Here is a 24,575-nt window from a genome sequence, read left to right as displayed (position 1 = left end):
CTCACAATTCACCAAGGGAGCGAAGAGACTTCATCGTTCCTTTTTTCCCGCTTCCATCCTGCTTGCGTGTGGAAGGGGAGATGATGGCGCTGGTATCCGAATCCCGGCTGCACAATCCCAGAGGAAAGCATTCCTTGAGAACAATGTTGCGCCTGAGCTGGCTGTCCCAGGCGATGTAGGTGATGCCGAAGCCTCCCTGGCCCAGCGCCTTGAGCAACTTGTAATTGCCCAGCAGAGTTCCCGGAGGCAATGCGAAGCCGGAGGCATCCATACAATCAGGCAAGCGGGGGATTGCCGAGCCTCGGCACTTCGTCGGCCAGGAACTCCTTCAGGGTCTTACCCTGGGAGAAGGCTTTTTTCTCAAGAACCTTGCGGGTATCCGGATCAAGCTTCAGGGTAATCAGCGTTTCCTCTTCTACCTGCACCCGGCTCGGAAGGGTCAACGGGAGCTGCTTGATGAGTTCCCGGATGATGTGTTCCTTGGCGGCGGGAATGGGCTTTTTCGCCATCCAGTTGCGGACGGTCGCTTCCGTCACGAAACATCGTTCGGCGAGCCATGCGTAGTCGAAACCGTTGGCCTTGAGCCACAGCTTGACATTCATTTTCAGCTCATCCTGATTCACTCCCGCCATGTTTCGAAATGTAGCACTATCGCTCAGGAATGGCAATACGGTTATATAACATCCCTATTTTTGAGATTAAATTGAGATTTTCAGGTTGACTAAAATCGTAAAAAGGAGATATACAGGCAATGTAAACGAGATGCCAGCAATGAAAAGTATCATCCAGTTCACCTGTCCCCGATGCGGAGGCCATCAACTGATGCTCGTCGAACGGGCCATGCACCGTTATGTCGTCCAGAATCTGGAGGCCGACCGGCAGGGCGGGCTGGCTGTCGGACACAAGGTTCTGGTGGACGATTTATGCGGAGAGCCGCTGGGGTACCGCTGCGCGGACTGCCGTCATCCGGATTGCCATGGGAATGATTCATCGGAAGGGTTTCAATGGCATTCCCTGAAGGAGGTGCAAAGCGCCGGAGTCATTACCTGGCCGGACGGGATGGAAACGGTAGAGCACCGGTGCATGGTTTGTTTCCCCGACGGGAAGATGACGCCTGTGATCGTCGAGGTCGTTCATCCCGGTACTCTCACCGAGAAGGAACGCCGCACCGTTCTGGAACGGGAGCAGGCAGTGCATGGCATCCTGATCAGCCAGTCGGATTCCGGGATTCGAACGTTGGCCTGCCGCAACTGGAAGCGGGTTAAGAGGCATATTCTGCAATCAATAACCAACGACATATAATCACATGAAGAGAAATGAAATATATAAAATCGGGTTAGCGACTGGATTGGCCATTGTAACTACCTCCCTATTGTCCTCCTGCGCCATCCTTGTCAGTAAGAGCGCTCGGGAGCTTAGCAAAACAGAACCCGGCAGGGAGATTCTGTTTACGTTGATTTGCTCCGGATTGTTTGGTTATTCGATCTTCCTGGCGCTCTACTGGTTGTCCGAGCATAAAGAACCGGCGGCAATCAAGGACTTCAAGACGATTGCCATTGTATTCGCCGTGGTTGATCTCATCCTTGCCGTGATAGACTCCGGTTTTCTTGCTTTGCTGGAATTGGCGGCCATTGTCCTGGTTGCTCATAAAGTTCTGAATTTCACACTGGGCAAATCATTCGGGGTATTAGGCATCAGTATGGGGATTTCTCTTGTCGGGGGAATTCTGGCAGCAGTGATTTTGGGTGTAGAGATATAAACGCGATAAAGGATAATGGGAACAGGAGTCCACAGACGAAAAATTCGGCTTCCCCGGGTCATTATTCTGATGGCAGCCTTGTTGTGTCTCTGCAGTACCTACAATGCTTCCTCACAGATATACAGCGGAGGCGGGGATATAAGAGTTAATGAAGGATGGGGAGACACTTTGGGCCCTCACTACACGATCGATGAATTGTCCAGGTTCATGTATCTTGCTGTATCGAAAGGCCAGGACAAAGAGGTTCTAAGACTGATACAGGAAGGCGCTGATATTAACGCCAGAGACCAGGGAGGCAGAACATTCCTTATATGGGCTTCGATGGGAGGACATGATAGAATTGCCAGGATACTGATTGATGCCGGGGCAGATGTTCATGCGAAAGATGCAAAAGGTACAACAGCTCTCATGCTGGCCGCCACATGGGGATATGATACCATCGTTCAGATGTTGATTCTGGCAGGGGCAGATGTTAACGCAACAAGTAGCGGACATGAAATCACTTCTCTTCTGGCAGCTTCGGCCAAAGGTCATGCTGAAATTGTAAAGATGCTTATTCATGCAGGAGCCGACATTAATGTCAAAGGATTCGAAGAAACAACTCCCCTGATGATAGCTTCGGCCAACGACCATGAACAAGTAGTCCGAATACTGATTGATGCGGGAGCTCATCTAGAAGCACAAAATGAATTTGGCAAGACTGCCCTCAAATTGGCTTTGGATAAAGATCACGATAATATCGTGAAGATATTGAAAAGAGCAGGCGCCAGAGGAGACTGGCTATGGATAAGCCTTTTGTACAGCATAATTCTGGGAGTGGTAATGTTTGTAGTTATTGCCGTGTTTTCAGCTGTCGGGAAAAATGGTGGATACAAAAGACTTATTCTATGGAGTGCCGGGATAGCAGTAGCTGACATGTGCTGCAATTTAACATTTGGTGGCTGGATACCGTATTTTATCCATGAATTCAGGTTCTGGGGAATCCTTGACAGATCACTCAATTTCCCTTGGGGAGTGTGGTATTCATTCTTAATGATAAGCCTTGGAATTCTGGTCGAAATTCGGACTGCTTGCGACTTTAAATGGTCTTGGGGACGTTCTTACGTTACTCTTTTCAGTATTTTGGCTCTAACTCTTTTCACATCTTATCATGCAGGCAAAATCCTGCCGGGAGGCAATTAACACAAATACAAACATAACAATGAATACAGTACGCCAAAGACAAAGACTTGGGATAAAAAGGAGCATTCTTACTGCTCTGCTGATGGGGTTTTGCTTCCTTTTTTATACTCCTGAGGCGTTTTCTCAAGATGAGCCCGGTTCTCCTCCGAAAAAGTCTGGTTTGGCTGAAGATATGGAGAAAGGTATTGCGCAGGCTGATCAGAGATATGGACAGCAGCTTTACCAGCAGTACATGGGAGGAGCCACTACAGCCAAGGAATGTGCTATAGGAGTCCTACGGATGGAAAATGCTATTGCTGAAGCTGAGGGAAAAGGAGATACGGCCCAGGCTAATGCGTTGCGCCAGCAGCTTGCTATGGCTCAGAGCAACAATGAATGGTCGATAGGTCATTTACAGCAGAAAGCTAATGTCGGGGATACGAGAGCACAGAGAGAACTGGATGAATACTACGCATTCATGAAAACCGTGGAAGGTTCTTCTCCTGGGGAGGCGTTTCCATTCCTCATCAGCATCATCTCCGGTCTATTGTTGTACGGGTATATTGTGCTGCTTTCTCCCAAGGATGCTACAATAAACCGGAAAACATTGATCCCGTGGTGCGTTGGTCTGGCCATCTTCGATATGCTTGGCAACTGGGTGAATCAGTCATGGCTCTTTCTCTTCGTTGAAATCCTGGTCATCCTTGTAGTCGCCCGGAATTTCCAATGCTCATGGAAACGTTCCTTTGCCATCCTGGGCCTCATGCTTGTCTCAATACTTATCTTGGGAGGACTGTTGCCATTATTCCTCTGAAGCGCTTTCTCTCGTTTAATTCATGAATCTACACCTTTGATTCTTATGATTTCCTATTACCTTGTTCGACCGGGCAGCACACAGGAAGGACCTTTTTCTGAAGACGAGCTAAAAGGCCTTTATCATCAGCGGACTATTCCTCCCGGTTCTTACGTCTGGACAGAAGGATGGGATCAATGGCACCCCTGTGAAGACGCCTTTGAATGGTTTATTTCCAGCGCCAAGCTGCCGCCTCTTCCTCCACATCCCGGTTCAGAAGGTACGGCATCCCATTCGAACACATCGTCTGCTCATGCGGAACAACATGAGAAATCCTTTTCTCCAGATGAAATGAAGGCATCGACGGCAAAGGAATACAGGTCCTTGTCAGATTGGATGCAGAACCATGAAATTCTGAATCAGATCCATCGATGGGGATTGCGGGCATTACAGGTAAAAGGGCAAACGTACGGAATAAACCATTATACTGTCTGTGTTATTGGACTGATGCTGGTGATCATCATCCTTTCGGTTGGTGCGAAGAAGCCCGCTGTTCCCCAGTATGAATCAAATGCGTGGATACAGAACAGTATGGGTGGGGGCGACAATTCGGACTATCAGTTGCAACAAATGATTCGTGCGGCCAATAACTTTTACGAAAACAATGCCATGGAGATCTGCAAAAAATGCGGAGGAAGCGGAGTTGTAACGCCGGGCAGCGGAAGGGCTCTCTGGAATCGAACGGAATCAAATCAATACCGCATGCCTTGCCCGCAATGTGGCGGAGCTGGTGAAGTACCACGATCCCGGAATTCGGGACGTTTCAATGACGGCACTTATCAGGGAAGCGGCTGGTAAACTCTGACAAAATCATGAACGATTATCATATAACACGTCCCGATGGCACGCAGGAAGGACCGTTCTCGGAAGAAGAATTGAAGAAACTATATCAGGATAGGAAGCTTCCGCCGAATTCCTTGGTATGGACTCCCGGCTGGGCAACATGGAAAGCTTGCGAAGATGCGTTCTCCTGGTGTGCGGCCCCCCCTTCTCCCCCACCAACAGCAACGCCTCCTCCGTTGCCCATTGCACTAAACAATGGTCAGGAAAGGAAAACCTCTCCCTTCCTTCAGGATGCATGGTTACATATGGCAATAGGAGCCGGTTTAATGGTGATTTGCGTGATCTGCATCAACTTATGGCCCAAAGCGAAATTCTTGGGTCCTTTGATGTTAATAGGTGCGGTTTTTATATTCAAAAGCTTTGGATCGTTCCGGAAGCATTCCAGAGCGAAAGGAGGAGAAACACAGGCTGCACCCGTTCGGTCCGTCCATGCTCATGGGCGACATAAAAGCAGTATCATTGCAGGTTTGCTGGCTATTTTCCTGTGGCCCGTTGGCGCTCATAAATTCTACAATGGAAGCTGGGGATGGGGGATCATATATATTGTGATCATTGTTGCTGCATTCATTAATCCTAATCCGGCGCTTGGGATTTTATGGATTTCCGAATTCATCCTTGCTCTCATTCAAGGCATATGGTGGCTGGCAAACCCGGTTTACTATCATAGAAAGTATAACGAAACGTCTCCTTTTCCTATGAAGTGGTAACCAGAAAGAAAAGATTCTAACACATAAACATATGAATACAAAAATATATCGAATCGGTCGCGTTGCCGTTCTTGCGTTGATTCCCACCTTACTCCTTTCCTCATGTGGAAAAACCGATAATCCCGAAGCCAATAAAAGAGATTCGAAAGGAAATACGGTTCTCATGAAAGCTGTCAAAGAGGGGAATATCGATTGGGTAACGGAATTGATCAAGGACGGAGCGCGTGTAGATGCGAAGGGAGAAGATGGGGATACAGCTCTAATATGGGCTGTTGATAGTAGGCATACGGAATGCGTGAAAGCATTGATAGACGCTGGGGCAGACCTCAACATGGAGGCTAAGAATGGGGATACGGCGCTCATATTGGCTGCTAATAGAGGATATACAGATTGTGTAAAAGTATTGCTGAAAGCCGGGGCAGATGTAAACGGAAAGAATAAAAAAGGAGAAATGCCTCTCACGGAAGCTGCCTATAATGGACGTACAGACAGTGTGAAAGCATTGCTGGAAGCAGGAGCAAATGTGGATGCCCAGGATAAGGATGGGAGAACAGCTCTCATGTGGGCTACTGAGGATAAGTATCCGGACTGTGTGAAAACATTACTAGAAGCTGGTGCGGACGTAAACGTGAAGGATAAAGATGGAAAAACGGCTTTAATGAGGGCTACTTATAATGAGCTTACAAACAGTGTGAAAGCATTGCTGGGAGCGGGAGCAAACGTGAATGTTAAAGATAATGACGGGCGTACGGCTCTCATGTATGCGATTGGTCCTTATTCTGGCCATGACCGTGGAGAATGCATGAAAGAGTTGTTAGCGGCCGGGGTAAATGTGAATATGGAAGATAAGGAAGGGAACACGGCTCTCATGCTGGCTACCAGATATAACTGTACGAAATGCGAGAAATTGCTACGGGAAGCCGGGGCCAAAGAGTAGCAATGAAATAACACCTCCCTCACCGTCATATATACCAGACACAGGCTCTTACCTGCCTGTCATCCTTCACAAAGTCGCCATGTTCCCATACCGGGGCATGGCGGCTTTACTATATCCACCCATCAACAACGAAAGAACCACCATCATGGCTATCAAACTCATCGCCAACTACAGCAAACGCCTCGGACTGCCCGGGTATTCCTCCCACCAGTTCGAGGTATCCATCGAAACCGAAATCACCCACACATCCGAACTGGCTGCGGAAACAGAACGCCTCTACGGCTCCCTTCAGTCCGCCGTCGATGCCCAGATCCAACAGGTAGGATTCGTCCCCGATGAACATTACGGCTCACAACATGCTCAAAAACCGGTTTTCGGGGATTCCTGCTCACAGACGACATCCACATCATCCGTGAGACAAACGCCGCCTGCAAGCGCTCCCGAGACCTCTATCGCAACCGTTCCCGCATGGAAATGCTCGGAAAAGCAACAGTCTCTCATCCTGGAACTGGCCGAAAAGGCCGGGTTGGATGACACTGCCCTGAACGAACTGGCTTTCCGGAGATTCAACAAGGTCGTTGCCATGCTCAACCGCATGGAAGCTTCCGGGCTGATCGACGAGCTGATGAACCGCTCCGGTGCGACATCCAAACGCTCGGCATCAGGCAGGAACAACTACACCCGCCGTCCCGCCACGGCCTATGCCGGCAACTCCAACCCGTACTGACCATGATCGCCCCCGTAACCTGTCCCATACGTTCATCCTCCCTGCACCCGGCTATCGCAGTGGTGAAGAAGTTTCCTCCGGAGACTCCTTCTCCCTCTGCCGTACGCCCGAACTACCTGTCTCCCTCCTCGGTCAAATCGTACCTGTCGTGTTCCCTGCGCTTTTTCTTCGAGAGGGTGGCGCAGATACAGAAACCGACGACGGTCGCCCTGCATGTCGGCAAGTCCATCCATGCAACACTTCAGTCCTTCAACCTCGCCCGGTGGCGGGGAGAGGACAGCAGTGAGACGGCCATGGAAGAAGCCTTCTCCGCCCACTTTCTGGAGCTGGAGAAGACGGAAGGCCCGGTGGACTACGCCGACGAAGAAACGAGAAAGAAGATACGTTCCTGTGCATGGAACACCGTCAAGGCCTACATGGCCTCCGACGAGGTTGCTTCACAGATGCCCCTGGGAGTGGAAGTCGGCCTATCGGCTACCATCCCCGGCCTGTCGGTTCCCGTACGAGGCGTCATCGACCTCGTCCAGCACGACCTGACGGCAGTGGACTACAAATCCGCTGCCGCCAAACCTGATGCCGGGCACGCCGCCTTTGATCACGAGCTTCAACTGGTCACTTACCAGATGATGATCGAAGAAGCCACGGGAGACACGCCTCCGTCGCTGGATCTGATCTACCTGGCCAAGACGAAGATGCCCCAGGTGATCCGGGTCAAGATTCACCCAGCCAACGAACAGCGCAAGCAACGCATCGCCGACTTGTACAGGATTGCCTGTGAAGGCATCACTACTGAACGTTTCCATCCCCAGCCCGGGATGCAATGCTCCTGGTGCCAGTACAGGAAGGAATGTTCCGGGTGGTGCAGGCAGTAAAGGGATGGAGATGCTGTCGATTCAGAAGCCTGCCAACAGGTGTGGCTGGCTTCTTTTTAGCTGTCACATCTATATTTCTTCCTCATCAGAGAAGAAGGAAGGAGTCAGTTCCAGAAGCTGGTAACGATTCTTTCTGACTCCCAGATTGTATTCCACAAGAAGAGAAACCAATTGGTCGCCGTCAATCAAATCGATGGGGGTATGGGAGGACGTGCGCCTCGCTTCATTCCTGGCGCCTCTGGAAAAATTGGAAGTCGTCACAATCAGGCCGCGTTCGTCCGTCCCCAAGCTGCCGCGAAGTTGCTGGACGACAGGAGACTGCACATTGGCTTTCCATCGTTTGGCCTGTACGGCCAGCTTGATATGAATGACATCATGTACCGTCATAATGCCTCGCACATCAACGCCCCCGTCTCCGCCATAGGGAGTCCTGCTCACTTCGGAAAATCCCATTTTACTCAACAGAGTAGTAATCAATTCCTCAAAATCCTGCGGGGTTAATTGCATCATCCGTTCCATCAGGACTTTTCTTTGTTTATCATTGAACGAATCAATGTGACGTTCCAAGCCGGTTGATTTCCAGATGGTCAACCCAACCATTCCATTGCCCAACTTTTCGAAGCGGGGGATCTTCCCCTGTTTTTCTCTTCGCTGGATTTCTGTCAGGATTTGCGCGTACATGCTGGCCTCGGGAGTCAGCCCTTCCGTCTTGAGCCACCCCAACTCCAGGGCTTTGCTGGTAATATCTCTGTAGTGCATGGGCGCATTCCCGGAAAAGTGAAGAAGGATTTTTTCCGCACAGTCCGAAAAAGAATAGGAACCTGCTGACTTCTCTGGCTGCTTCCTTTTAACCGCCTTTCCTGCCTTTTCCCCTGGGTCCGGCAATTCGACTTTCACGTTCGGATTAAGACTAAAGAGCCCTTCTGCGGCCTTGATGAACCGGGATTGATTTCCATGCTTTTTGATATCCTCATAGATACGCGCTCCGACTGTAGCGTCGGGAGTCTTTCCTTGAGATTGCCACATTCCCCGTTGGATGAGTGCAGCGGCAAGTTCTTTAGGACGCATGGGAGATACAGATTTTTGCAGAAGTAAATAAACAGAATCAAGAAGGCGGCTCATAACAGGAATTGTCATAGATTACCATCCTTCTCTGTCCGGGCAATCCCTTTTATTTCCTCCTCACCGTCACGGATGCGGTCGAGGTTTTGCAGAGAAGACTCCGGGTTTTGTTCTCGATAATATGACCTGTCTACGCTACTAATTCGAAGGCTTAGCTCCCTCATGATCGTCGTATCTGGGGGTAGCAAACCAGCACCGTATCAACGAACATTGAGTCGGCAATAATCTATCGATATCGAAAGCTATCAAGCAACATGGGGAGTATCCCTATCCATCAGGAACACGTTATGAACAAGCAATAACTCGCTGCAAAAATTGGGAGTCCGTCAATAAGAGGCAATCCAAGATCGAGGCCAACGAATACAAGGATTACATACTCGGATTCATCTTCTATAAGTTACTGTCAGACAAGGAGGTCAAGCACCTCAAGGAGAACGATTGGACAGATGAATATCTTTCCGATCTGAAGGAAGAGGATAGTGAAACAGTCGAGAGTGTCCGGAAGAATATTGGCTACTTCATCCCCTATGATCATCTGTTCTCTACCTGGATTGCCAAAGCCAGCGACTTTTCAGCGGATCATGTAATGACTGCGCTTTTGGCCTTTAACCGCTTGATCAACCCTTCACATAAAAACATATTCTCGGGCTTTTTACCACGCTGGAGACTGGTCTATCCAAGCAGGGGAACACTTCCGGCGCGCGTGCCAAGACCATTCGAGACCTGATCTATCTCATCAAGGTTATTCCCATGCAGGAGCTCAAGGAAAACACGTACAACCTTACCCGCATGAACCTCGTCATGCGCGGCATTTTGCCGGACAATATCGTTACGCGCAACGGCGATACGTTGGAAGAAGATTGGCCGTATTTTGACGAGAATGATCCGATTCACAGTTATAATCCGTTGTGCCTGGATGGGCCACTGCGGAAAAACGGCTATGTGGAAAACCTCAACGCCAGCCTTGGTAGAGAACTGCTGGATCGTGAAATCTTTGACAACATGGAGCATTTGCAAACAAGACTGGAACAATGGCGACGGGAACACAACGAAGAGCGACCTCACGCCTCCTGTGGCAACAACCCTCCCAGCCTTTATGCTGGACAAAATTAACCCTCAACATTAATAATCACCAAACCAGTAACTCATAAACTGGTACTTCTTTGGGGAGACAGTCCAGCATAACTAGCAAGAATCGCATTCAAGCATGGCAAAAGCAAAATTTGATAGCAAAAAAAATGAAGCACAGCTTGGTTTTGAAGCCGAGCTCTTTAAAGCGGCGGATAAACTGCGCGGCAACATGGAGCCAAGCGATTACAAGCATGTAGCCCTCGGGCTCATTTTCCTGAAGTACATATCTGATGCCTTCGAAGCCAAGCATAAATCCCTGCTAGCTGAAGATATCCTGGCTGCCGAAGATAAGGACGAATATCTTGCGGAAAACATATTCTGGGTGCCGAAGGAAGCCCGCTGGTCACACCTGCGAGCCAGCGCAAAACTTCCCGCCATTGGCACGCTCATTGACGATGCCATGCGAGCTATTGAAAAGGACAACGAGTCCCTTAAAGGCGTACTCCCCAAAGACTACGCCCGCCCCGCTTTGAACAAGGTAATGCTGGGGGAGCTGATTGATTTGATTTCCGGAATAGCGTTGCAAGAGGAAAGCGGTCGTTCCAAAGATATTCTGGGGCGCGTGTATGAATATTTTCTGAGCCAGTTTGCCGGGGCCGAAGGAAAGCGTGGCGGCGAGTTTTACACCCCGCGTTCCGTGGTGCGTGTGCTGGTCGAAATGCTCGAACCGTATTCAGGACGCGTCTACGATCCCTGCTGTGGCTCCGGCGGGATGTTCGTGCAGTCGGAGAAGTTCGTGCAGGAGCACGGCGGGCGCATCGGCGACATTGCCATTTATGGGCAAGAGTCCAACTACACGACCTGGCGACTGGCAAAGATGAATTTGGCCGTACGCGGCATTGACTCGGACATTCGCTGGAACAACGAAGGCAGCTTCCACAAGGACGAACTACGTGACCTTAAGGCGGACTTCATCCTGGCCAATCCCCCATTCAATATCTCTGACTGGGGCGGTGAACGCCTACGCGAAGACGTTCGTTGGAAATTTGGCGTGCCTCCCGTAGGTAACGCCAACTACGCCTGGCTTCAGCACATCGTGCACCATCTTGCGCCCTTTGGCACGGCAGGCGTTGTGCTCGCCAATGGCTCCATGAGCTCCAACCAGTCCGGAGAGGGAGACATCCGCAAAGCCATGCTTGAAGCTGACGTGCTGGACTGCATGGTGGCGTTGCCGGGGCAACTCTTTTACTCCACACAAATTCCTGCCTGCCTGTGGTTCCTGGCTCGCGACAAATCCAACGGCAAACGCCGCGACCGCACCTTGCGCGACAGGCGCGGCGAAGTGTTGTTTATCGATGCCCGCAACATGGGCGTATTAGTTGACCGCACCCGGCGTGAACTGACCGACGTCGAAATTGGAAAAATCGCTGAAACCTACCATGCCTGGCGAGGAGAAAAAGAAGCAGATGCATACGCCGATGTGCCGGGTTTTTGCAAATCAGCCTCACTAGACGATATCCGCAAGCATGGCTATGTGCTAACGCCGGGACGTTACGTGGGTGCGGCGGCACAAGAAGAAGACCGCGAGCCCTTCGAGGAAAAGATGCTGCGGCTCTCAACGCTATGGCGGGAGCAGCGGGCAGAGGCAACCCGGCTGGATGCGGTCATAGAGGATAATTTGAAGGAGCTTGGCTATGGGGAGTGAGTGGCAAACATTTAAGTTAGCAGAGGTTTACGACTTTTGCTCAGGCTTATCAAAGCCACGGTCTGAGTTTGGCTCAGGATTTCCTTTTTTATCGTTTAAGGATGTTTTTTATAATTCAGCTGTACCAAAGCAGCTTACTGAGCTTGTTCAATCGACGGAACAGGAGCGGCTACGCTGTTCCGTCGAGCGAGGTGATGTTTTTCTGACTCGAACAAGTGAAACTTTGGATGAGCTAGCTATGAGTAGCGTCGCCCTTGAGGATGTTCCTGATGCGACATTCAATGGTTTTACTAAGAGGTTGCGACCTAAAGGAAAACAGATTGTGCCAGAATTTGCTCGTTACTTCTTTCGTAGCCCGAAATTTCGTACAGAGGTCAATTCAATGTCGACTATGTCCACGCGAGCAAGTCTTAACAATGAAATGTTAGAGCGTCTAACGATTACATTTCCTGAGTTTCCGGAACAACGCGCTATCGCCCATATCCTTGGAACGCTGGACGACAAGATCGAATGTAACCGCCGCATGAACGAAACGCTGGAAGCAATGGCTCGTGCTTTGTTCAAGGCCTGGTTTGTGGACTTTGAGCCGGTGCGCGCCAAGCTGGACGGCCGCTGGCAACGTGGCCAATCGCTGCCCGGCCTGCCCGCACACCTTTACGATCTATTCCCCGATCGCTTGGTCGACTCGGAGTTGGGGAGAGTTCCAGAGGGGTGGAATCATTCGACGATCGGTGCAGAAGTGTCTGTTTGTGGTGGTTCAACACCTAGCACAAAGGAACCTGATTTTTGGAAGGGGGGGCATCATCACTGGGCTACACCTAAAGACCTGTCTAGTTTGAAATTTCCGGTTTTGCTGGATACAGACCGAATGATTACGGATGCTGGCCTTGCAAAAATAAGCTCAGGAGTGCTCCCAATAGGAACAGTGTTGCTTTCTTCTCGCGCCCCAATTGGCTATTTAGCAATTACTGAAGTTCCAACGGCAATCAATCAAGGGTTTATTGCTATGAAATGCGATGCTATCCTGTCTAATGTTTTCGTGCTTCTATGGTGTCGCGAAAATATGGATGCGATTATTGGCAATGCGAACGGTTCGACATTCCAAGAAATCAGTAAAAGCAATTTCCGACCAATTCCTGTTATCGTTCCTTCTGGTCCTGTCCTAGTGAGTTTTGAAAAATTAGCAAATTCGCTTTACAGACAACTTGTAGCCAACGAACGCCAAACCCGCACTCTCGCCCAGCTCCGTGACACGTTATTGCCTAAGCTAATCTCCGGTGAGTTGCGCATCAAAGATGTCGAACGTATATTGGGAGGTGAATTATGACTCAGGACTGGTGCCCTGGTATTCGCGAAGCTTGTGCGCATTGGCGTGATGCACCGATGTTACAGCAAACTTTTGAGGCTCTGGAGCTCTCTTTGGAGGAGAATAACGATGCCTCTATTGATTGTGCCAAGGCTATCGTTGAGGTGATTTGTCGAGTCATAATTGATGAATTAGATTCACCACTCAATCCTGTAAAACCCAAAGGTGCATGTTTAGACTTTGGCGAATGGGTGGCTTCAGCGGTACGCGTTTTAAAGATTGGCGAGAGCCAGAATACCAAATTCCTTAAGCTGGTTTCGCAGCACTACAAACTGACTACTGCTCTTGGTGATCTTCGCAATGCAGCTGGCCCAGTCAGTCATGGACGCGATGGCTTTCTGAATCGGTTGTCTGTGCACCACCGTCGCTCGGCTGTATTGTCCGCTGATGCTATCGTCACCTTTTTGCATCAGGCGTATTTGGAAGCTGAATTGGACTTAGTGCGGACTCGCGAACCCTACGAGCGCTTTGAACATTTGCATGCGCATGTTGATTCACATGTTTCATTGGGATGCGAGATTGACGAGGAAGGAAGTCTTATCGTAAGAGTAATGCTGCCTTCCACAGATATTATAACTTTAAACATTGAGGCAAGCCGCTTGCTTTACCAACTGGATCGTGAAGCCTATGTCGAAGCGTTGAATGCCGCACGTGGAGCGAAGCCTGTAGACGTGGAGTTTGAACAAGAGAAAGGAGACGAATAATGACGTTTTTATCGGAAGCTGAATTGGAGCACGTGTTGTTGGAGCAGTTACAATCCCTAGGATATTGTATCGAGAGGGAAGAAAATATCGGCCCTGATGGAAGGAGTCCTGAGCGCGAGAGCCATGATGAGACTATTCTCAAGAAACGCTTTGAAGAGGCTGTTGCCCGTCTAAACCCCGGTGTGCCCGAAGAGGCCCGTTATGATGCTGTAAAGAAGGTGATCCAATCTGAACGGCCATCCCTGCTTGAAGAGAACCGACGCATTCACAAACTGATGACTGAAGGTGTGGATGTTGAATACTACGCGGAGGATGGCACCCTGACTTCAGGGAATGTTAAGCTTCTTGACTTTGAACACCCGGAACAAAACGACTGGCTGGCTGTAAGTCAATTTGTCGTCATCAGCGGAGAGTGCAACCGACGACCCGATGTTGTTGTGTTCGTTAATGGTCTTCCCCTCGGCGTCATTGAGTTGAAAGGGCCGGGCAGCCTCAATGCAACCCTTGCCGGGGCCTTTAATCAGCTCCAAACCTACAAGCAGCAGATCCCGGCGCTCTTTAGCACCAACGCTCTACTGGTAATCTCGGACGGCACCGCCGCTCGGGTGGGGTCATTGTCCGCCAACCTTGAACGCTTCATGCCCTGGCGCACCACTGACGGTCAATCCATAACACCCAAAGGCGTACCGGAGCTCCCTACATTGATTGAAGGCGTGTTTGAGCAAGGACGCCTCCTTGATCTGCTGTGCAACTTCACGGTTTTTGGTGAGACCGGTTCAGGGTTGGTCAAAATTATTGCGGGTTACCACCAGTTTCACGCAGTAAGACATGCCATTAACAGCACGGTGGCGGCTACCGCGCCAGAAGGCGATAAGCGCGTCGGGGTGATCTGGCACACTCAGGGCTCAGGAAAAAGCTTGCTTATGGCTTTTTACGCCGGGCAACTGATCAAACATCCGGCCATGACCAACCCCACCCTGGTTGTGCTCACCGACCGTAACGATCTGGACGATCAGCTCTTCTCGACATTCTGCATGTGCCGTGACCTGATCCGGCAAACGCCCGTGCAGGCTGACAGCCGGGAAAATTTGCAACAGCTTTTGAATCGGGCATCGGGCGGGGTGATTTTTACGACCTTGCAGAAATTTGGCGAAATTCCGGAACCGCTCACTACAAGAGATAACGTCGTGGTCATCGCAGATGAGGCGCATCGCAGCCAGTACGGTTTCAAGGCTAAAGTAGACGCGAAGACCGGCAAAATAGTATATGGCTTTGCCAAGTACATGCGAGATGCATTGCCCTACGCATCCTTTATTGGCTTTACCGGCACGCCCATTGAGAAAGACGACGTGAATACCCCGGCGGTCTTTGGTGATTATATCGATGTGTACGACATTAGCCGCGCAGTCGAGGACGGTGCTACCGTGCCGATTTATTATGAATCGCGGTTGGCGCGGATCGAACTTGACGAAGATGAAAGGCCAAAAATCGATGCCGAAGTTGAAGAACTCACAGAGAATTCCCCAGAACTTGAGCAAGAACGGCTGAAAAGGAAATGGTCAACGGTAGAAGCGTTGGTGGGTAGCGACAAACGTCTTGCCCTGGTGGCAAAAGATATGGTCACCCACTTTGAAGACCGTGTAGCTGCCTTGGAAGGCAAGGCCATGGTGGTCTGCATGAGTCGCCGTATTTGCGTGAATCTGTATAGGGAAATCATCAAGCTTCGTCCCGACTGGCATAGCCTTGATAATGAAAAAGGTTCGGTCAAAATTGTGATGACCGGCGCGGCAAGTGACCCGCAGGACTGGCAACAGCACATTGGCAATAAGGCACGACGTGACCTCCTAGCCAAACGTGCCCGCGACCCAAACGACCCGCTCAAGCTGGTAATTGTTCGGGACATGTGGCTTACCGGCTTTGATGCTCCTAGCATGCACACCATGTATGTGGATAAACCCATGAAAGGACACGGACTAATGCAAGCCATTGCCCGCGTAAACCGGGTGTTTAAGGACAAGCCCGCCGGTCTGATTGTGGACTATATCGGCATTGCGCAGAGCCTGAAATCGGCACTACAGCAATATTCGAAAAACGACCAGGAAAACACTGGCGTTGACGAAGCGGAAGCCGTCACAGTGATGATGGAGAAGTACGAAATTTTGCGGGATATGTATCATGGCTTCGATTACCTCTCGACGCTTTATGGAACCCCTCAGGAGCGACTAGTCATGATGGCTGGAGCTATTGAGTGGATACTAAACCTGCAACAAAAACTGGCCGCACGGGAAAATACCGAGGAAGGCAAGAAGAACGCGCATCGTCGGTATCAAGATGCCGTGTTGGCTCTTTCCAAGGCATTCGCCCTGGCATCCGCATCTGATGAAGCCCGGAAAATCCGTGAGGAAGTCGGTTTTTTCCAGGCTATCCGCGCCGCACTGGTCAAGAGCAGCACCAGTTCCGGAATAAGCCATCAAGAGCGCGAGCTGGCCATCCAGCAAATTGTCAGCCGAGCAGTAGTCTCAACCGAGATTGTCGATATTCTGGCTGCAGCTGGTATACAGAGTCCGGATATTTCCATCCTCTCTGACGAATTCCTGGCCGAAGTGCAGCAAATGGAGAAAAAGAACCTTGCGCTGGAAGCTTTACGCAAATTGCTCAATGACGGCATTCGCTCTCGCAGCAAGACCAACGTAGTTCAAACCAAGGCTTTCTCAGAACGTTTGGAAGACGCTGTGGCGCGCTATCATGCCAACGCGATCACTACCGCAGAGGTGCTAAAAGAACTGATCCAATTGGCCAAAGACATTCGCGAAGCTCGTCAGCGAGGTGAGGAATCCGGTTTGTCTGATGAAGAAATCGCCTTTTACGATGCGCTTGCCCAAAACGAAAGCGCCGTGCAAATGATGGGCGACGAGAAGCTGTGCCTAATCGCTCAAGAATTGTTAACGAGTCTACGTGAAAACGTGTCAGTGGATTGGGCGCACCGTGAATCGGCTCGCGCTCGCATGCGTGTCTTGGTCAGGCGAATATTACGCAAATATGGTTATCCTCCCGACCTTCAGGATTCTGCGGTACAAACGGTACTTCAGCAGGCAGAAGCCTTGTCTTCTGAGTGGGTTAAATAAAATCAATAGCATGTCGTTCAAAAATGACGAGCATTAGCGGGAGACAAGGGCTAGCATAAGTCACTAAGACAATTATCAGAGCTCTCTCCACGACAAAAGAAAAGCCCGTCAAAGAGAAACGCAGCAGAAATTATTTTCTGAAAACAAGAGAGCCCAAAATTCTCAAAAAAACTCTTGTTTGCCATGGACCCACCCTGCAGAAAAAGACTCAAAGCCATGCTGCCAGAGTGGATCGATGCTTGGAAAAATCAGGAAAAACCGATTGAACCTGTCTTCCGATACAAGCTACTTAAAGCCAGCAGTTCATGGATAGAGTTCTCAAACCCTGCAAAACATCGACATCCAGAACTCAGTCTAATGGAACGATCACCTCGTTAAGGGCACTTAACGGTTATTTTGATGCATTACGCCGTTATTGCACAATAAAATAAGTATCCATTTTTGAATACACTCATCTGAAAAACCCTCTCTCCCCGCGTCATATATCCATGAGGAAGTAGATTCTCTGCTTCCTGCCAGTGCCCGCCTCCCGGCTTTGTTCCGGGAGGCGGGCTTTTTGTTGCAACAAACCAACCATCAATGAACATGAATACTCATACATCCACACGCGAACTCTATCGCAACCGCGACAACAGCCCGCTGGACAGAGTCCAGATCCGACGTGTCGCACCCTCCGTCTTCGCCGACCGCGAGGACGAGAGCCGCTCGGAGAAATACCGCTTCGTCTCCTCCGACTCCCTGCTCGACCAGATGGAAGAAGCCGGGTTTCTCGTCGTCGGAGCCCAGGAACAGCGTACCCGGAAACCGGACGGCACCCCCACCCGCAAACATCTGATTCGTTTCACCCACCGGGATGTGCTGGAACACAACCGTGACCAGCGTATCGAAGTGGTCATGATCAACAGTCACAACGGCAGCTGCTCCTACCAGCTCATGGCCGGGATCTTCCGGCTGGTCTGTACCAACGGTCTGATTGTAGGGGCTCGTATTGCCGCGATCAACATCCGCCACATGGGCCATGCCGGGGACGAGGTGATCGCCGCCAGTCTTCAGTTGGCCTCTGAAACGCCCCGTATCATGGACGACATCTATCGCATGCAGGGAGTCGAACTACCCTACAAGCGACAGGTGGACTTCGTTCATGAAGCGGCCCGGCTGCGCCTGGGAGACGACTACGAAGACAGGATACGTCCCGAAGCTCTTCTGTCTCCCCGGCGTTGGAACGACATCGGCTTTACGGCGGGAGGACCGGCTACCGTCTGGCAGTGCTTCAACCGGGTTCAGGAAAACCTGATCCGGGGAGGCGTTCCCTTGAAGCCCCAGAAGGAAGGTGCTTATCGCCGCCGTTCCCTGCGGGCTCTCAACGGTATTGACGGCAATACGCGCCTGAACCGGGAGCTCTGGGATCTGGCCGACAGCTATACCTTGAACAACTGACCTGAGATGCCCATGAGAAGAAAACATCATCTGCGGGTGAAGCGTATGAGACGGACTTCGTCCCTGACCGGGCTGGAGCTGTCCATTCTGCTGTACCTTCACGGCGACTTCGAACGCAGTGACGAGGAGATCATGGCGGAATGCCGTGGCATCGAACAAGAGAGCGTCAGGCATGCCGTCCGTGGTCTGGCAGGGCGGGAATTCATCATCCGTACGAAGGAAGAGGAATTCCTGCTTCGTCCCGACTGCTGGCTGATTACCTATGCCGGACGGCAGGCGCTCAGGCAATGGGTGTCCGCTGCCGCTCCGGTTCGTCGATCATCCCGGACAAGAGTTCCCGCATGAGGCACGGCCATGAACATGAAAGTCATCATGATCGCCCTGGTAGTGCTCGTACTGCTGTGTCTGTTGGGGCCTGTCGTCGTCGGCATCCTGTCGGCTCTGGTGGCCGTAGCTCCGTACCTGCTCGCCGTGCTGTTGATCCTGGGCGTCATCGCCTTCTTCCGCAAGTAACTCTGACAGGAAAGGAAGAGAACGAAACATGAAGACGATGCCCATCATCGCGCAACTGCGCTCCACGAGCGGATACGATACGGACGCTCCGTATGTGTATCTGGAACTGGACGAGGAGCTACTGGCCCGGATCGAGAAGGCGGTGTCGCTTTGCAGCAGACATCAGAACGATCCTTCGCTGGGGTTGAGCAAGCTGACGATTCACGGCCCGTCCATGACGGCTCTGGTGAATCTCCCGGAATTGACGGAAGAACAGCAGAAGTCTCTGGACGAAGACGAAAGCATCCTGCTGGATTCGCCGATTCCGGAGACGGAGCTGGCTACTACCCTTGAAAACTGCATCCGGCTCTGCGGTGAAGGCATCGACATCCTTGATGCCCGTTGCCTGTATGCCATAGCCTGCAACAAACACACACGTGACATGTACGAAGCCAATATCGGGGCCGTACTGAGACATCTGCTCGATTCCCGCCATCATCCCGGAAAGGAGGTGTTGCCTGATGCTGACGATTGAGAAGTACAAGGGCACCCGCTTCTGGGCCGTCTTCCGCGACGGAGAGCTGTTGGCCGTGACCGTGTACAAGCGTGGAGCCGAAGCAATCGTCAGGACGCTGGAAGCCAGGGACGGATAAGGCCGACATTCAGCAGCTCTTCTTCATCATGAAGGAGAGCTGTTTTTTAGCTGTCAGGCATGGAAAATACTTTGTTTTCAAGCTGAATATCAATGTGTTGCTTTTTGTTAGTGCAGTATTAAAATTCCTTCGTGAAACGCGCAATCATAGAAAGAATCGCCCCACTGGTCCCTCATCCCGATACATGGCTTTCCCCGGATCATGATGATCCCGTTCTCCAGGTCATCCCGTTGGAGATGGCGAATAGAATCAGGAGGATTCAGACTTTGCTGGGACGTCCCGATGCCGGCTGGATCATCGCCAGGTCATATGCCCGGGAAGAAATCATGCCGCCAGCCTGGTTCAAGGAACAGACAATACGCAGAACAATCAAACTCCTCATGGGTAAAGAAAACAATGCCGTCCTGATGGAAGCCATCGCTCTTTCAGGCGAGATGGCAGCAGGGGCACGCAATCTTATTCACGCCCTCCTCCTGAATGACGGATGCGATTACGATGAAATCAGTCGCATCAGCGGTATCTCCCGGGAGATTATCCGTGCTCACGAAGAACTCTTCTTCAATGTCAGGGATCGCCGGGATGAACAAACCTACCTCTCCGGTATTGTCTACCCCAATGGAAGAATCGACGAACTGCGTCCCGATTATTTCGACGCGGCGGGCAACAGGGAATTGCTTCTCCGGACTGGATTCAACAGTACCGTCAGGCAGACGGCCTTCCTTGCCGGGCTGCAAATGACCAGCCCCTATGCCCAGGGAAACAATGCCGAGAAAACGGACAAGATCTGCCGGGACATGCTGGAGCGGGCCGCCATGGCAACCGGAATGGGCATAGCCAACAGCTCCCGGCATCCCCTGGGTCCTGTCATCAGACAGGTCGCCGTCAATGCAGCGCATCAGGTCAAGCCCGATGGATTTGGTCAACTGATCAGCCTCGGGGATACGATGAAGCAGGAGCTGGAACAACTTGCCCGGAACAAAGCGGAAGCTCTGAACCGCAACATGAACGACATCCCCCGGGAACCGATTCCCCTCACCTCCAACCAGGAACAATAATGAAGATGACGAAAATGCAGAAAATGAACCAGCTGCCTGTCCATGCCGTGATGACGACGAAGGAACTCAGGCAGCGAGGCTTTACCAACCAGGATCTGACCCGTGCCGGGAAAGAAGGTGTTCTTGTCCATTACGGGTACGGAGTCTGGGCTCGTCACGTTCCTCTCTGTCTGTATGAAGCGCTGAAAACATTCCAGAAAGAATCGCAGAGTTGCCACATAGGTGGGCGAACCATTTTGCACCTTCTGCTCGGAGCTCCCGAACCGGAGCGAATACAATTGTTTGATCACCGGGAAGCAGGAAAGTATCCGAATGCTTTTAATTATTCGGGGCGGATTCAGACAGTTCCATGCAGAATATTCAACGACGAATACTTTTTTGATGAATGTTGCGGTATCATCGAACGTGACGGACTGTACTGGTCTACTCCTGCCCGGGCATTGCTTGAGAGCATTGACATGATCGGGAATCTTGATGATTGCCGTATCATCATCCGGGCCATGGAGCAACTGAAGGAAATGGACATGGATGATCTGGGGGAGGTTCTGGAATGCTGCCAGAGGGAAAAGGTCAAGCGCTGGTTCTTCTACCTTGCCTCCAAGGTGTCGCGGGATTGGGCATGGGCTTGTACCCGGGACTCGGTTGTCCGGAAAGTTCTGTCGAATAGCATATATTCTCTGCACACACCGGGAATGTACGTCCCCGATTTCAAGATCACGGTGCCGGAAGAGCTGGAACGGGAGTTCCCCCGTTATATGCCTTTCGGGCTTTCCTGAATGTAAATGGAAAGTTGGACGGCGTTTTTTAAGAAACACCGTCCAACCTTCAGAAATATTGCTGTCTTTCTTGATTATTGATAATGAACAACTACAGAACTCCCTGAACTACGAAGGGGGGGAACCTGGATAAATTCATATTTAGTATATGAAATAATATAATAGATGGTATCTCCCTTGTAGTAAACGGAGTATTGTAGTTATTCATTCATAGCTTGTTATGTCATATTTTTCCGTTTCAACAACCCCGGAGTTCCTTCTGGAGGAGGTACACCAGAAAGGAATCGCAACGATCCGTTTCTTCGATGCGCAAGTCACCTGGGAACAAGCGGGCCATTTCCTTGATGTCGTCGAGTTTAACCTTGCCTGACCGCGTAATCTGTCCGCTGCGTATGGGAGCCTTTCCATTCAAGGGCCAGTTTTTCTTCTGAGCCTCCTTGTAAATGTATCCCAGTAATGTACGAAGTCGGTCATGGAAGGAGTCGCCCGTCAAACGATTTCTGCATGAGAGGAAATGTCTGACAAGTTCGCGAACACAACGGGCATGGTCGATTGTTACGACAGGCTTATCCGGCTGGTCTGCCACAGCCAGTACGAGTAACAAGCGGTAAGCTATTTCCATGATTCGTGCCTCATGTTCTACTTCAGCATGATACGTCACACACAGGGCTTTCAGATCACAAATTGCATTTAGTACCAGTTCTGGGTTATCTACTTTAGCTTCTACAAAAGAAATCGTATCCGATTCATCAACCATTACGGGTCGACGGGCTAAAATATTTTTGATCAGGGCGTTCCATCCGTTAAGGTCGGGGTCCGGATTTTTGTTTGGCTCATAGGTAACGATTTGTCCCCGTTCCAGATCTCGAAAGCTTGAGGAGACCAGGCAACGGGCCATGAATCCGGATTGAAGCATTCCTTCATCCCCCAGGACTTGTTCCATGGAGTCATATTGGGTTGCCCATACCAGGGCAAGACATGGACTGTTGACCCGGTCTCCCGATCGCCCGATACGGTCTGTTTTGATCTCATCGCCGCTGAAGCCGGCCAGATATGGTTTTTCTCCTGACAGATTGTTACCGCCATACCCCACCATGACTTTCTTGACTTGTTCACGAGCTTCGGATGAAGCTGACAATAAGGATTGGTCTGGTGAATCGGATAATTTTTGGACTAAAGCCTCCGGGGTAATGTCTTCAATGGTAATATCACCATGGCAGGCAAGCCGCCGCTCCAGAGAATGAATTTTGAGTAACAGGTCGGCTCTTTCTTGCATTGCCTCTTCCTGTAAATCCGGAGATGGTCGTGGCATTGAGTCCTCCAGTTTGCGGTATTGTTCATCGAGCCTCTTTTTTTCCCGTTTCCACAGAGATTTTTGTGTCGCCAGGGAATACTCCCTGGCTGTTTCTATTTCTGTGATGACTTTTCTCAGGTAATCCATAGGACGCGATTTTCCTACTCCAGAGCCTTCAACAATCAGGAAAAACAGATTGGATCGGACCCTGTTTCCATTGAATTGCAGGGAATAGACTTTCCCGAGACATCCCGAGAGCAGGCCAAGAACTTGGACGCCTACAATGTTTTCCGGTACGCGAAAAGCATCGACAATATTTTGGACGGTTCTTTTCAAAACTTCCGGCAATAGTTCCGTTGGGAACGAAATATCGGGGCGCTGTGGTTCACTGGGCGGAATGAGCTGTTGCATGATCAGATAACCTCCTTTCCGATCGCCGTGAAAGAAAGAATCTCCCCGATCAAATAGTTCTGGTGGCTTATATTGGCCTCTCGAACATCCTTTTTACCGTTGGGCAATATTAAAGCGTGAACAGAAGCGGCAATACCTGCCAGGAGACTCGTCGCCTTGGCTTTCCCTTCTTCTCCTGCCTCGTCTGCATCAAAGGCCAAAAGGACATGCTTACCTCGAAAATATTCCGCCCGTTCAGGATTAAAACTCTTCACACCGTTAATGGAGACGATAGCAGGGAACTCTTTTTCAGGCATGCCCGAGTGAAGAATAGCATCCATGGCAGCGATGGCATCGGTTTCTCCCTCCGTAATAATGCAGTGGGTAGACCCAGGGATGGCATGAATGCCCCACATGGTTACTGTCCCGCAAACTTTCATGAAAGGGCTGTCAGTAGGACCGGGAATGGTGTAAGGATTCCCATTCATACTGAATCCAAAGTGCGTAGCCCAGGGTTCTTTCAAGCGAGCTTTGACTCCGATATACTTTCCATTCTCGTCTGTATAGAGGAAGCAAAGCCCTCCTTCCGGGCTTAAGCCTAATGCATACCATGGCCTGGCGGCCATGTACATCAGGGTTTCTTCAGCGAAACCAAGAATAAGCGCCATTCGCTGGACCTTGAGGTGTTCTAGGAAAATAGCCATACGAAGGCTTTCACATCCCATTTCCTCAATATTGGTTAGAGGCTGTGTTTCCTTGGATATGACAGCCTTAACTGCGGGTTGTAACTCAGGAATTGCGGAGAAATCGTTATCCGACTGCATACTTTCCTTGATGAAACGGATAATGTCGGAATAATTTTCCTGCATCGTCCATTGCTTGTGCGCGCACACCAGGTCGAAAATTGTTCCTGCTGCATCGCAAGCAAAGCAGTTGAACAGAATAGTTCCGTCCTCCATGACGCTGAAAGAGCAGGATGGATTATGATCGTTATGAATGGGACAACAAACGGTCTGCTGATGCCCTGGGTGATTACTATAGAGTTCGTTGAGGTACAGACTACGCCCTCTTTCTTTATAGATGCGAGCCAAGGTAGCGTTGAATGCTGTCAGGTCTTTCTTGATGTTTTGATAGTCAATAAACATTGTGTTCTTTGTGGTTGCCCGGCAGCTGTGATCTGGTAGGATATTCGAGGATACCCATCCTTGGAACTCCGCCTGATTGCAGCATGCGCGGGCGGGGTTTCTTATTTTGCCAATTCGGTTTGGCGGTCAAGCCATGCGTGGACATCCAAAAGGCGGAACCTTTTGATTCCACCACGGCGGTTGTTCTGGACCAAAAAGTAGGGAAGTCCGCATTTTACGAGTTCGTCTACCTTCTTGGTCGAGATCTTCAAGTGTTGAGCCAGTTCGGCCCTATCCATGATATGGGCAATGCCGTCCATATCTCGATGTTTGTTTCCTTCTTCATTCCTCATCTTCTTTGTCGGAGTTGATTGTTGATATTGTCTTCCCGGTTATTTCCTG

27 protein-coding genes and 1 pseudogene are annotated in these 24,575 nt (G+C 50.6%); 22 read left to right on the top strand and 6 right to left on the bottom strand.

Translation table 11 applies throughout. The features are described 5' to 3' along the window. Position 1: 1 nt before the first annotated feature. Both V3C20_RS04885 and V3C20_RS04880 read right to left on the bottom strand, forming a co-directional pair. Entirely contained in the window at positions 2-283 is a 282-nt protein-coding gene (locus V3C20_RS04885) for a hypothetical protein (protein WP_130084066.1), read from the bottom strand. After that, positions 276-632 (bottom strand): hypothetical protein, encoded by a 357-nt coding sequence (locus V3C20_RS04880; RefSeq protein WP_046437621.1) that lies wholly within the window; start codon positions 630-632, stop codon positions 276-278. The genes V3C20_RS04885 and V3C20_RS04880 overlap by 8 nt, the downstream gene beginning before the upstream one ends. A gap of 139 nt (positions 633-771) precedes the next feature. Here V3C20_RS04880 and V3C20_RS04875 point away from each other — a divergent pair, with 139 nt between their 5' ends. From V3C20_RS04875 to V3C20_RS04835, 9 genes are all read left to right on the top strand, one after another. Next, on the top strand, positions 772-1,302 hold the full coding sequence (locus V3C20_RS04875) for a hypothetical protein (protein ID WP_130084067.1): 531 nt from the start codon (positions 772-774) through the stop codon (positions 1,300-1,302). Positions 1,303-1,306: 4 nt separating this feature from the next. Continuing rightward, a complete protein-coding gene (locus tag V3C20_RS04870) occupies positions 1,307-1,759 on the top strand; it encodes a hypothetical protein (RefSeq protein ID WP_130084068.1) in 453 nt (150 codons plus the stop codon). Positions 1,760-1,828: 69 nt separating this feature from the next. Then, positions 1,829-2,941, top strand: a complete 1,113-nt coding sequence (locus V3C20_RS04865) for an ankyrin repeat domain-containing protein (protein ID WP_161981351.1) — start codon at positions 1,829-1,831, stop codon at positions 2,939-2,941. 19 nt (positions 2,942-2,960) lie between these two features. Beyond that, positions 2,961-3,734 carry a hypothetical protein gene (locus V3C20_RS04860; protein ID WP_130084070.1) on the top strand — a complete coding sequence of 258 codons (774 nt, stop codon included), beginning with the start codon at positions 2,961-2,963 and terminating at the stop codon, positions 3,732-3,734. 45 nt (positions 3,735-3,779) lie between these two features. Next, positions 3,780-4,571 carry a GYF domain-containing protein gene (locus V3C20_RS04855; protein ID WP_130084071.1) on the top strand — a complete coding sequence of 264 codons (792 nt, stop codon included), beginning with the start codon at positions 3,780-3,782 and terminating at the stop codon, positions 4,569-4,571. Between the two features lie 14 nt (positions 4,572-4,585). Further along, positions 4,586-5,323, top strand: a complete 738-nt coding sequence (locus V3C20_RS04850) for a GYF domain-containing protein (RefSeq protein ID WP_130084072.1) — start codon at positions 4,586-4,588, stop codon at positions 5,321-5,323. A gap of 31 nt (positions 5,324-5,354) precedes the next feature. Then, positions 5,355-6,260 (top strand): ankyrin repeat domain-containing protein, encoded by a 906-nt coding sequence (locus V3C20_RS04845; protein ID WP_130084073.1) that lies wholly within the window; start codon positions 5,355-5,357, stop codon positions 6,258-6,260. A 79-nt stretch (positions 6,261-6,339) separates the two neighbouring features. Beyond that, positions 6,340-6,987: a hypothetical protein gene (locus tag V3C20_RS04840; RefSeq protein WP_149873768.1), complete on the top strand. Its 648-nt coding sequence runs from the start codon at positions 6,340-6,342 to the stop codon at positions 6,985-6,987. Positions 6,988-6,989: 2 nt separating this feature from the next. Then, complete coding sequence (locus V3C20_RS04835; RefSeq protein ID WP_130084075.1) at positions 6,990-7,859, top strand: PD-(D/E)XK nuclease family protein; 870 nt, start codon at positions 6,990-6,992, stop codon at positions 7,857-7,859. Between the two features lie 69 nt (positions 7,860-7,928). Here V3C20_RS04835 and V3C20_RS04830 read toward each other — a convergent pair whose 3' ends face one another. After that, positions 7,929-8,981 carry a restriction endonuclease gene (locus tag V3C20_RS04830; protein ID WP_130084076.1) on the bottom strand — a complete coding sequence of 351 codons (1,053 nt, stop codon included), beginning with the start codon at positions 8,979-8,981 and terminating at the stop codon, positions 7,929-7,931. 287 nt (positions 8,982-9,268) lie between these two features. Here V3C20_RS04830 and V3C20_RS04825 point away from each other — a divergent pair. The 13 genes and pseudogenes from V3C20_RS04825 to V3C20_RS04765 form a co-directional block, all read left to right on the top strand. Beyond that, positions 9,269-9,899 (top strand): annotated as a pseudogene (locus V3C20_RS04825) (type I restriction-modification system subunit M N-terminal domain-containing protein); the annotation flags it as partial. Between the two features lie 24 nt (positions 9,900-9,923). Then, complete coding sequence (locus V3C20_RS13435; RefSeq protein WP_343160560.1) at positions 9,924-10,094, top strand: integrase core domain-containing protein; 171 nt, start codon at positions 9,924-9,926, stop codon at positions 10,092-10,094. 94 nt (positions 10,095-10,188) lie between these two features. Beyond that, the gene (locus V3C20_RS04815; RefSeq protein ID WP_130084077.1) at positions 10,189-11,757 is read left to right on the top strand and encodes a class I SAM-dependent DNA methyltransferase; all 1,569 of its coding nucleotides are present in this window, start codon (positions 10,189-10,191) and stop codon (positions 11,755-11,757) included. Next, positions 11,747-13,084 carry a restriction endonuclease subunit S gene (locus tag V3C20_RS04810; protein WP_130084078.1) on the top strand — a complete coding sequence of 446 codons (1,338 nt, stop codon included), beginning with the start codon at positions 11,747-11,749 and terminating at the stop codon, positions 13,082-13,084. Before V3C20_RS04815 ends, V3C20_RS04810 begins: the two co-directional genes overlap by 11 nt. Beyond that, positions 13,081-13,827: an abortive infection family protein gene (locus V3C20_RS04805; protein WP_130084079.1), complete on the top strand. Its 747-nt coding sequence runs from the start codon at positions 13,081-13,083 to the stop codon at positions 13,825-13,827. The genes V3C20_RS04810 and V3C20_RS04805 overlap by 4 nt, the downstream gene beginning before the upstream one ends. Then, on the top strand, positions 13,827-16,952 hold the full coding sequence (locus V3C20_RS04800) for a type I restriction endonuclease subunit R (protein WP_130084080.1): 3,126 nt from the start codon (positions 13,827-13,829) through the stop codon (positions 16,950-16,952). The genes V3C20_RS04805 and V3C20_RS04800 overlap by 1 nt, the downstream gene beginning before the upstream one ends. A gap of 585 nt (positions 16,953-17,537) precedes the next feature. After that, the gene (locus V3C20_RS04795) at positions 17,538-18,389 is read left to right on the top strand and encodes a DUF932 domain-containing protein (protein ID WP_161981352.1); all 852 of its coding nucleotides are present in this window, start codon (positions 17,538-17,540) and stop codon (positions 18,387-18,389) included. A gap of 45 nt (positions 18,390-18,434) precedes the next feature. Continuing rightward, positions 18,435-18,734: a hypothetical protein gene (locus tag V3C20_RS04790; protein WP_130084082.1), complete on the top strand. Its 300-nt coding sequence runs from the start codon at positions 18,435-18,437 to the stop codon at positions 18,732-18,734. Positions 18,735-18,743: 9 nt separating this feature from the next. After that, positions 18,744-18,902, top strand: coding sequence for a hypothetical protein (locus V3C20_RS04785; RefSeq protein WP_153812558.1), 159 nt, complete (start codon positions 18,744-18,746; stop codon positions 18,900-18,902). Between the two features lie 28 nt (positions 18,903-18,930). Then, on the top strand, positions 18,931-19,416 hold the full coding sequence (locus V3C20_RS04780) for a hypothetical protein (RefSeq protein WP_130084083.1): 486 nt from the start codon (positions 18,931-18,933) through the stop codon (positions 19,414-19,416). Next, positions 19,403-19,534: a hypothetical protein gene (locus V3C20_RS04775; protein WP_256151000.1), complete on the top strand. Its 132-nt coding sequence runs from the start codon at positions 19,403-19,405 to the stop codon at positions 19,532-19,534. The genes V3C20_RS04780 and V3C20_RS04775 overlap by 14 nt, the downstream gene beginning before the upstream one ends. Before the next feature lie 131 nt (positions 19,535-19,665). After that, on the top strand, positions 19,666-20,589 hold the full coding sequence (locus V3C20_RS04770) for a hypothetical protein (RefSeq protein ID WP_130084084.1): 924 nt from the start codon (positions 19,666-19,668) through the stop codon (positions 20,587-20,589). Beyond that, the gene (locus tag V3C20_RS04765) at positions 20,589-21,365 is read left to right on the top strand and encodes a type IV toxin-antitoxin system AbiEi family antitoxin domain-containing protein (protein ID WP_130084085.1); all 777 of its coding nucleotides are present in this window, start codon (positions 20,589-20,591) and stop codon (positions 21,363-21,365) included. The genes V3C20_RS04770 and V3C20_RS04765 overlap by 1 nt, the downstream gene beginning before the upstream one ends. A 238-nt stretch (positions 21,366-21,603) precedes the next feature. Here V3C20_RS04765 and V3C20_RS04760 read toward each other — a convergent pair whose 3' ends face one another. The 3 genes from V3C20_RS04760 to V3C20_RS04750 form a co-directional block, all read right to left on the bottom strand. Continuing rightward, positions 21,604-23,070: a DUF3987 domain-containing protein gene (locus tag V3C20_RS04760; protein WP_130084086.1), complete on the bottom strand. Its 1,467-nt coding sequence runs from the start codon at positions 23,068-23,070 to the stop codon at positions 21,604-21,606. 2 nt (positions 23,071-23,072) lie between these two features. Then, a complete protein-coding gene (locus V3C20_RS04755) occupies positions 23,073-24,194 on the bottom strand; it encodes a toprim domain-containing protein (RefSeq protein WP_130084087.1) in 1,122 nt (373 codons plus the stop codon). Between the two features lie 101 nt (positions 24,195-24,295). Next, the gene (locus V3C20_RS04750) at positions 24,296-24,493 is read right to left on the bottom strand and encodes a hypothetical protein (RefSeq protein ID WP_130084088.1); all 198 of its coding nucleotides are present in this window, start codon (positions 24,491-24,493) and stop codon (positions 24,296-24,298) included. Positions 24,494-24,575: the final 82 nt, after the last annotated feature.

The sequence above is a fragment of the Akkermansia sp. RCC_12PD genome (genome assembly GCF_036417355.1).
In the GTDB taxonomy this organism is placed as follows: domain Bacteria; phylum Verrucomicrobiota; class Verrucomicrobiia; order Verrucomicrobiales; family Akkermansiaceae; genus Akkermansia.
Note: the sequence above shows the minus strand (reverse complement) of the source record. Positions and strands in the feature narration are given on the sequence as shown.

Excerpts from the sequence above, each read along its gene's own strand:
- V3C20_RS04880 (WP_046437621.1), bottom strand. The coding sequence starts at position 632 with ATGGCGGGAGTGAATCAGGATGAGCTGAAAATGAATGTCAAGCTGTGG.
- V3C20_RS04875 (WP_130084067.1), top strand. The coding sequence starts at position 772 with ATGAAAAGTATCATCCAGTTCACCTGTCCCCGATGCGGAGGCCATCAA.
- V3C20_RS04870 (WP_130084068.1), top strand. The coding sequence starts at position 1,307 with ATGAAGAGAAATGAAATATATAAAATCGGGTTAGCGACTGGATTGGCC.
- V3C20_RS04865 (WP_161981351.1), top strand. The coding sequence starts at position 1,829 with ATGGCAGCCTTGTTGTGTCTCTGCAGTACCTACAATGCTTCCTCACAG.
- V3C20_RS04860 (WP_130084070.1), top strand. The coding sequence starts at position 2,961 with ATGAATACAGTACGCCAAAGACAAAGACTTGGGATAAAAAGGAGCATT.
- V3C20_RS04855 (WP_130084071.1), top strand. The coding sequence starts at position 3,780 with ATGATTTCCTATTACCTTGTTCGACCGGGCAGCACACAGGAAGGACCT.
- V3C20_RS04850 (WP_130084072.1), top strand. The coding sequence starts at position 4,586 with ATGAACGATTATCATATAACACGTCCCGATGGCACGCAGGAAGGACCG.
- V3C20_RS04845 (WP_130084073.1), top strand. The coding sequence starts at position 5,355 with ATGAATACAAAAATATATCGAATCGGTCGCGTTGCCGTTCTTGCGTTG.
- V3C20_RS04840 (WP_149873768.1), top strand. The coding sequence starts at position 6,340 with ATGTTCCCATACCGGGGCATGGCGGCTTTACTATATCCACCCATCAAC.
- V3C20_RS04835 (WP_130084075.1), top strand. The coding sequence starts at position 6,990 with ATGATCGCCCCCGTAACCTGTCCCATACGTTCATCCTCCCTGCACCCG.
- V3C20_RS04830 (WP_130084076.1), bottom strand. The coding sequence starts at position 8,981 with ATGAGCCGCCTTCTTGATTCTGTTTATTTACTTCTGCAAAAATCTGTA.
- V3C20_RS04815 (WP_130084077.1), top strand. The coding sequence starts at position 10,189 with ATGGCAAAAGCAAAATTTGATAGCAAAAAAAATGAAGCACAGCTTGGT.
- V3C20_RS04810 (WP_130084078.1), top strand. The coding sequence starts at position 11,747 with ATGGGGAGTGAGTGGCAAACATTTAAGTTAGCAGAGGTTTACGACTTT.
- V3C20_RS04805 (WP_130084079.1), top strand. The coding sequence starts at position 13,081 with ATGACTCAGGACTGGTGCCCTGGTATTCGCGAAGCTTGTGCGCATTGG.
- V3C20_RS04800 (WP_130084080.1), top strand. The coding sequence starts at position 13,827 with ATGACGTTTTTATCGGAAGCTGAATTGGAGCACGTGTTGTTGGAGCAG.
- V3C20_RS04795 (WP_161981352.1), top strand. The coding sequence starts at position 17,538 with ATGAATACTCATACATCCACACGCGAACTCTATCGCAACCGCGACAAC.
- V3C20_RS04790 (WP_130084082.1), top strand. The coding sequence starts at position 18,435 with ATGAGACGGACTTCGTCCCTGACCGGGCTGGAGCTGTCCATTCTGCTG.
- V3C20_RS04785 (WP_153812558.1), top strand. The coding sequence starts at position 18,744 with ATGAACATGAAAGTCATCATGATCGCCCTGGTAGTGCTCGTACTGCTG.
- V3C20_RS04780 (WP_130084083.1), top strand. The coding sequence starts at position 18,931 with ATGAAGACGATGCCCATCATCGCGCAACTGCGCTCCACGAGCGGATAC.
- V3C20_RS04775 (WP_256151000.1), top strand. The coding sequence starts at position 19,403 with ATGCTGACGATTGAGAAGTACAAGGGCACCCGCTTCTGGGCCGTCTTC.
- V3C20_RS04765 (WP_130084085.1), top strand. The coding sequence starts at position 20,589 with ATGAAGATGACGAAAATGCAGAAAATGAACCAGCTGCCTGTCCATGCC.
- V3C20_RS04760 (WP_130084086.1), bottom strand. The coding sequence starts at position 23,070 with ATGCAACAGCTCATTCCGCCCAGTGAACCACAGCGCCCCGATATTTCG.
- V3C20_RS04755 (WP_130084087.1), bottom strand. The coding sequence starts at position 24,194 with ATGTTTATTGACTATCAAAACATCAAGAAAGACCTGACAGCATTCAAC.
- V3C20_RS04750 (WP_130084088.1), bottom strand. The coding sequence starts at position 24,493 with ATGGACGGCATTGCCCATATCATGGATAGGGCCGAACTGGCTCAACAC.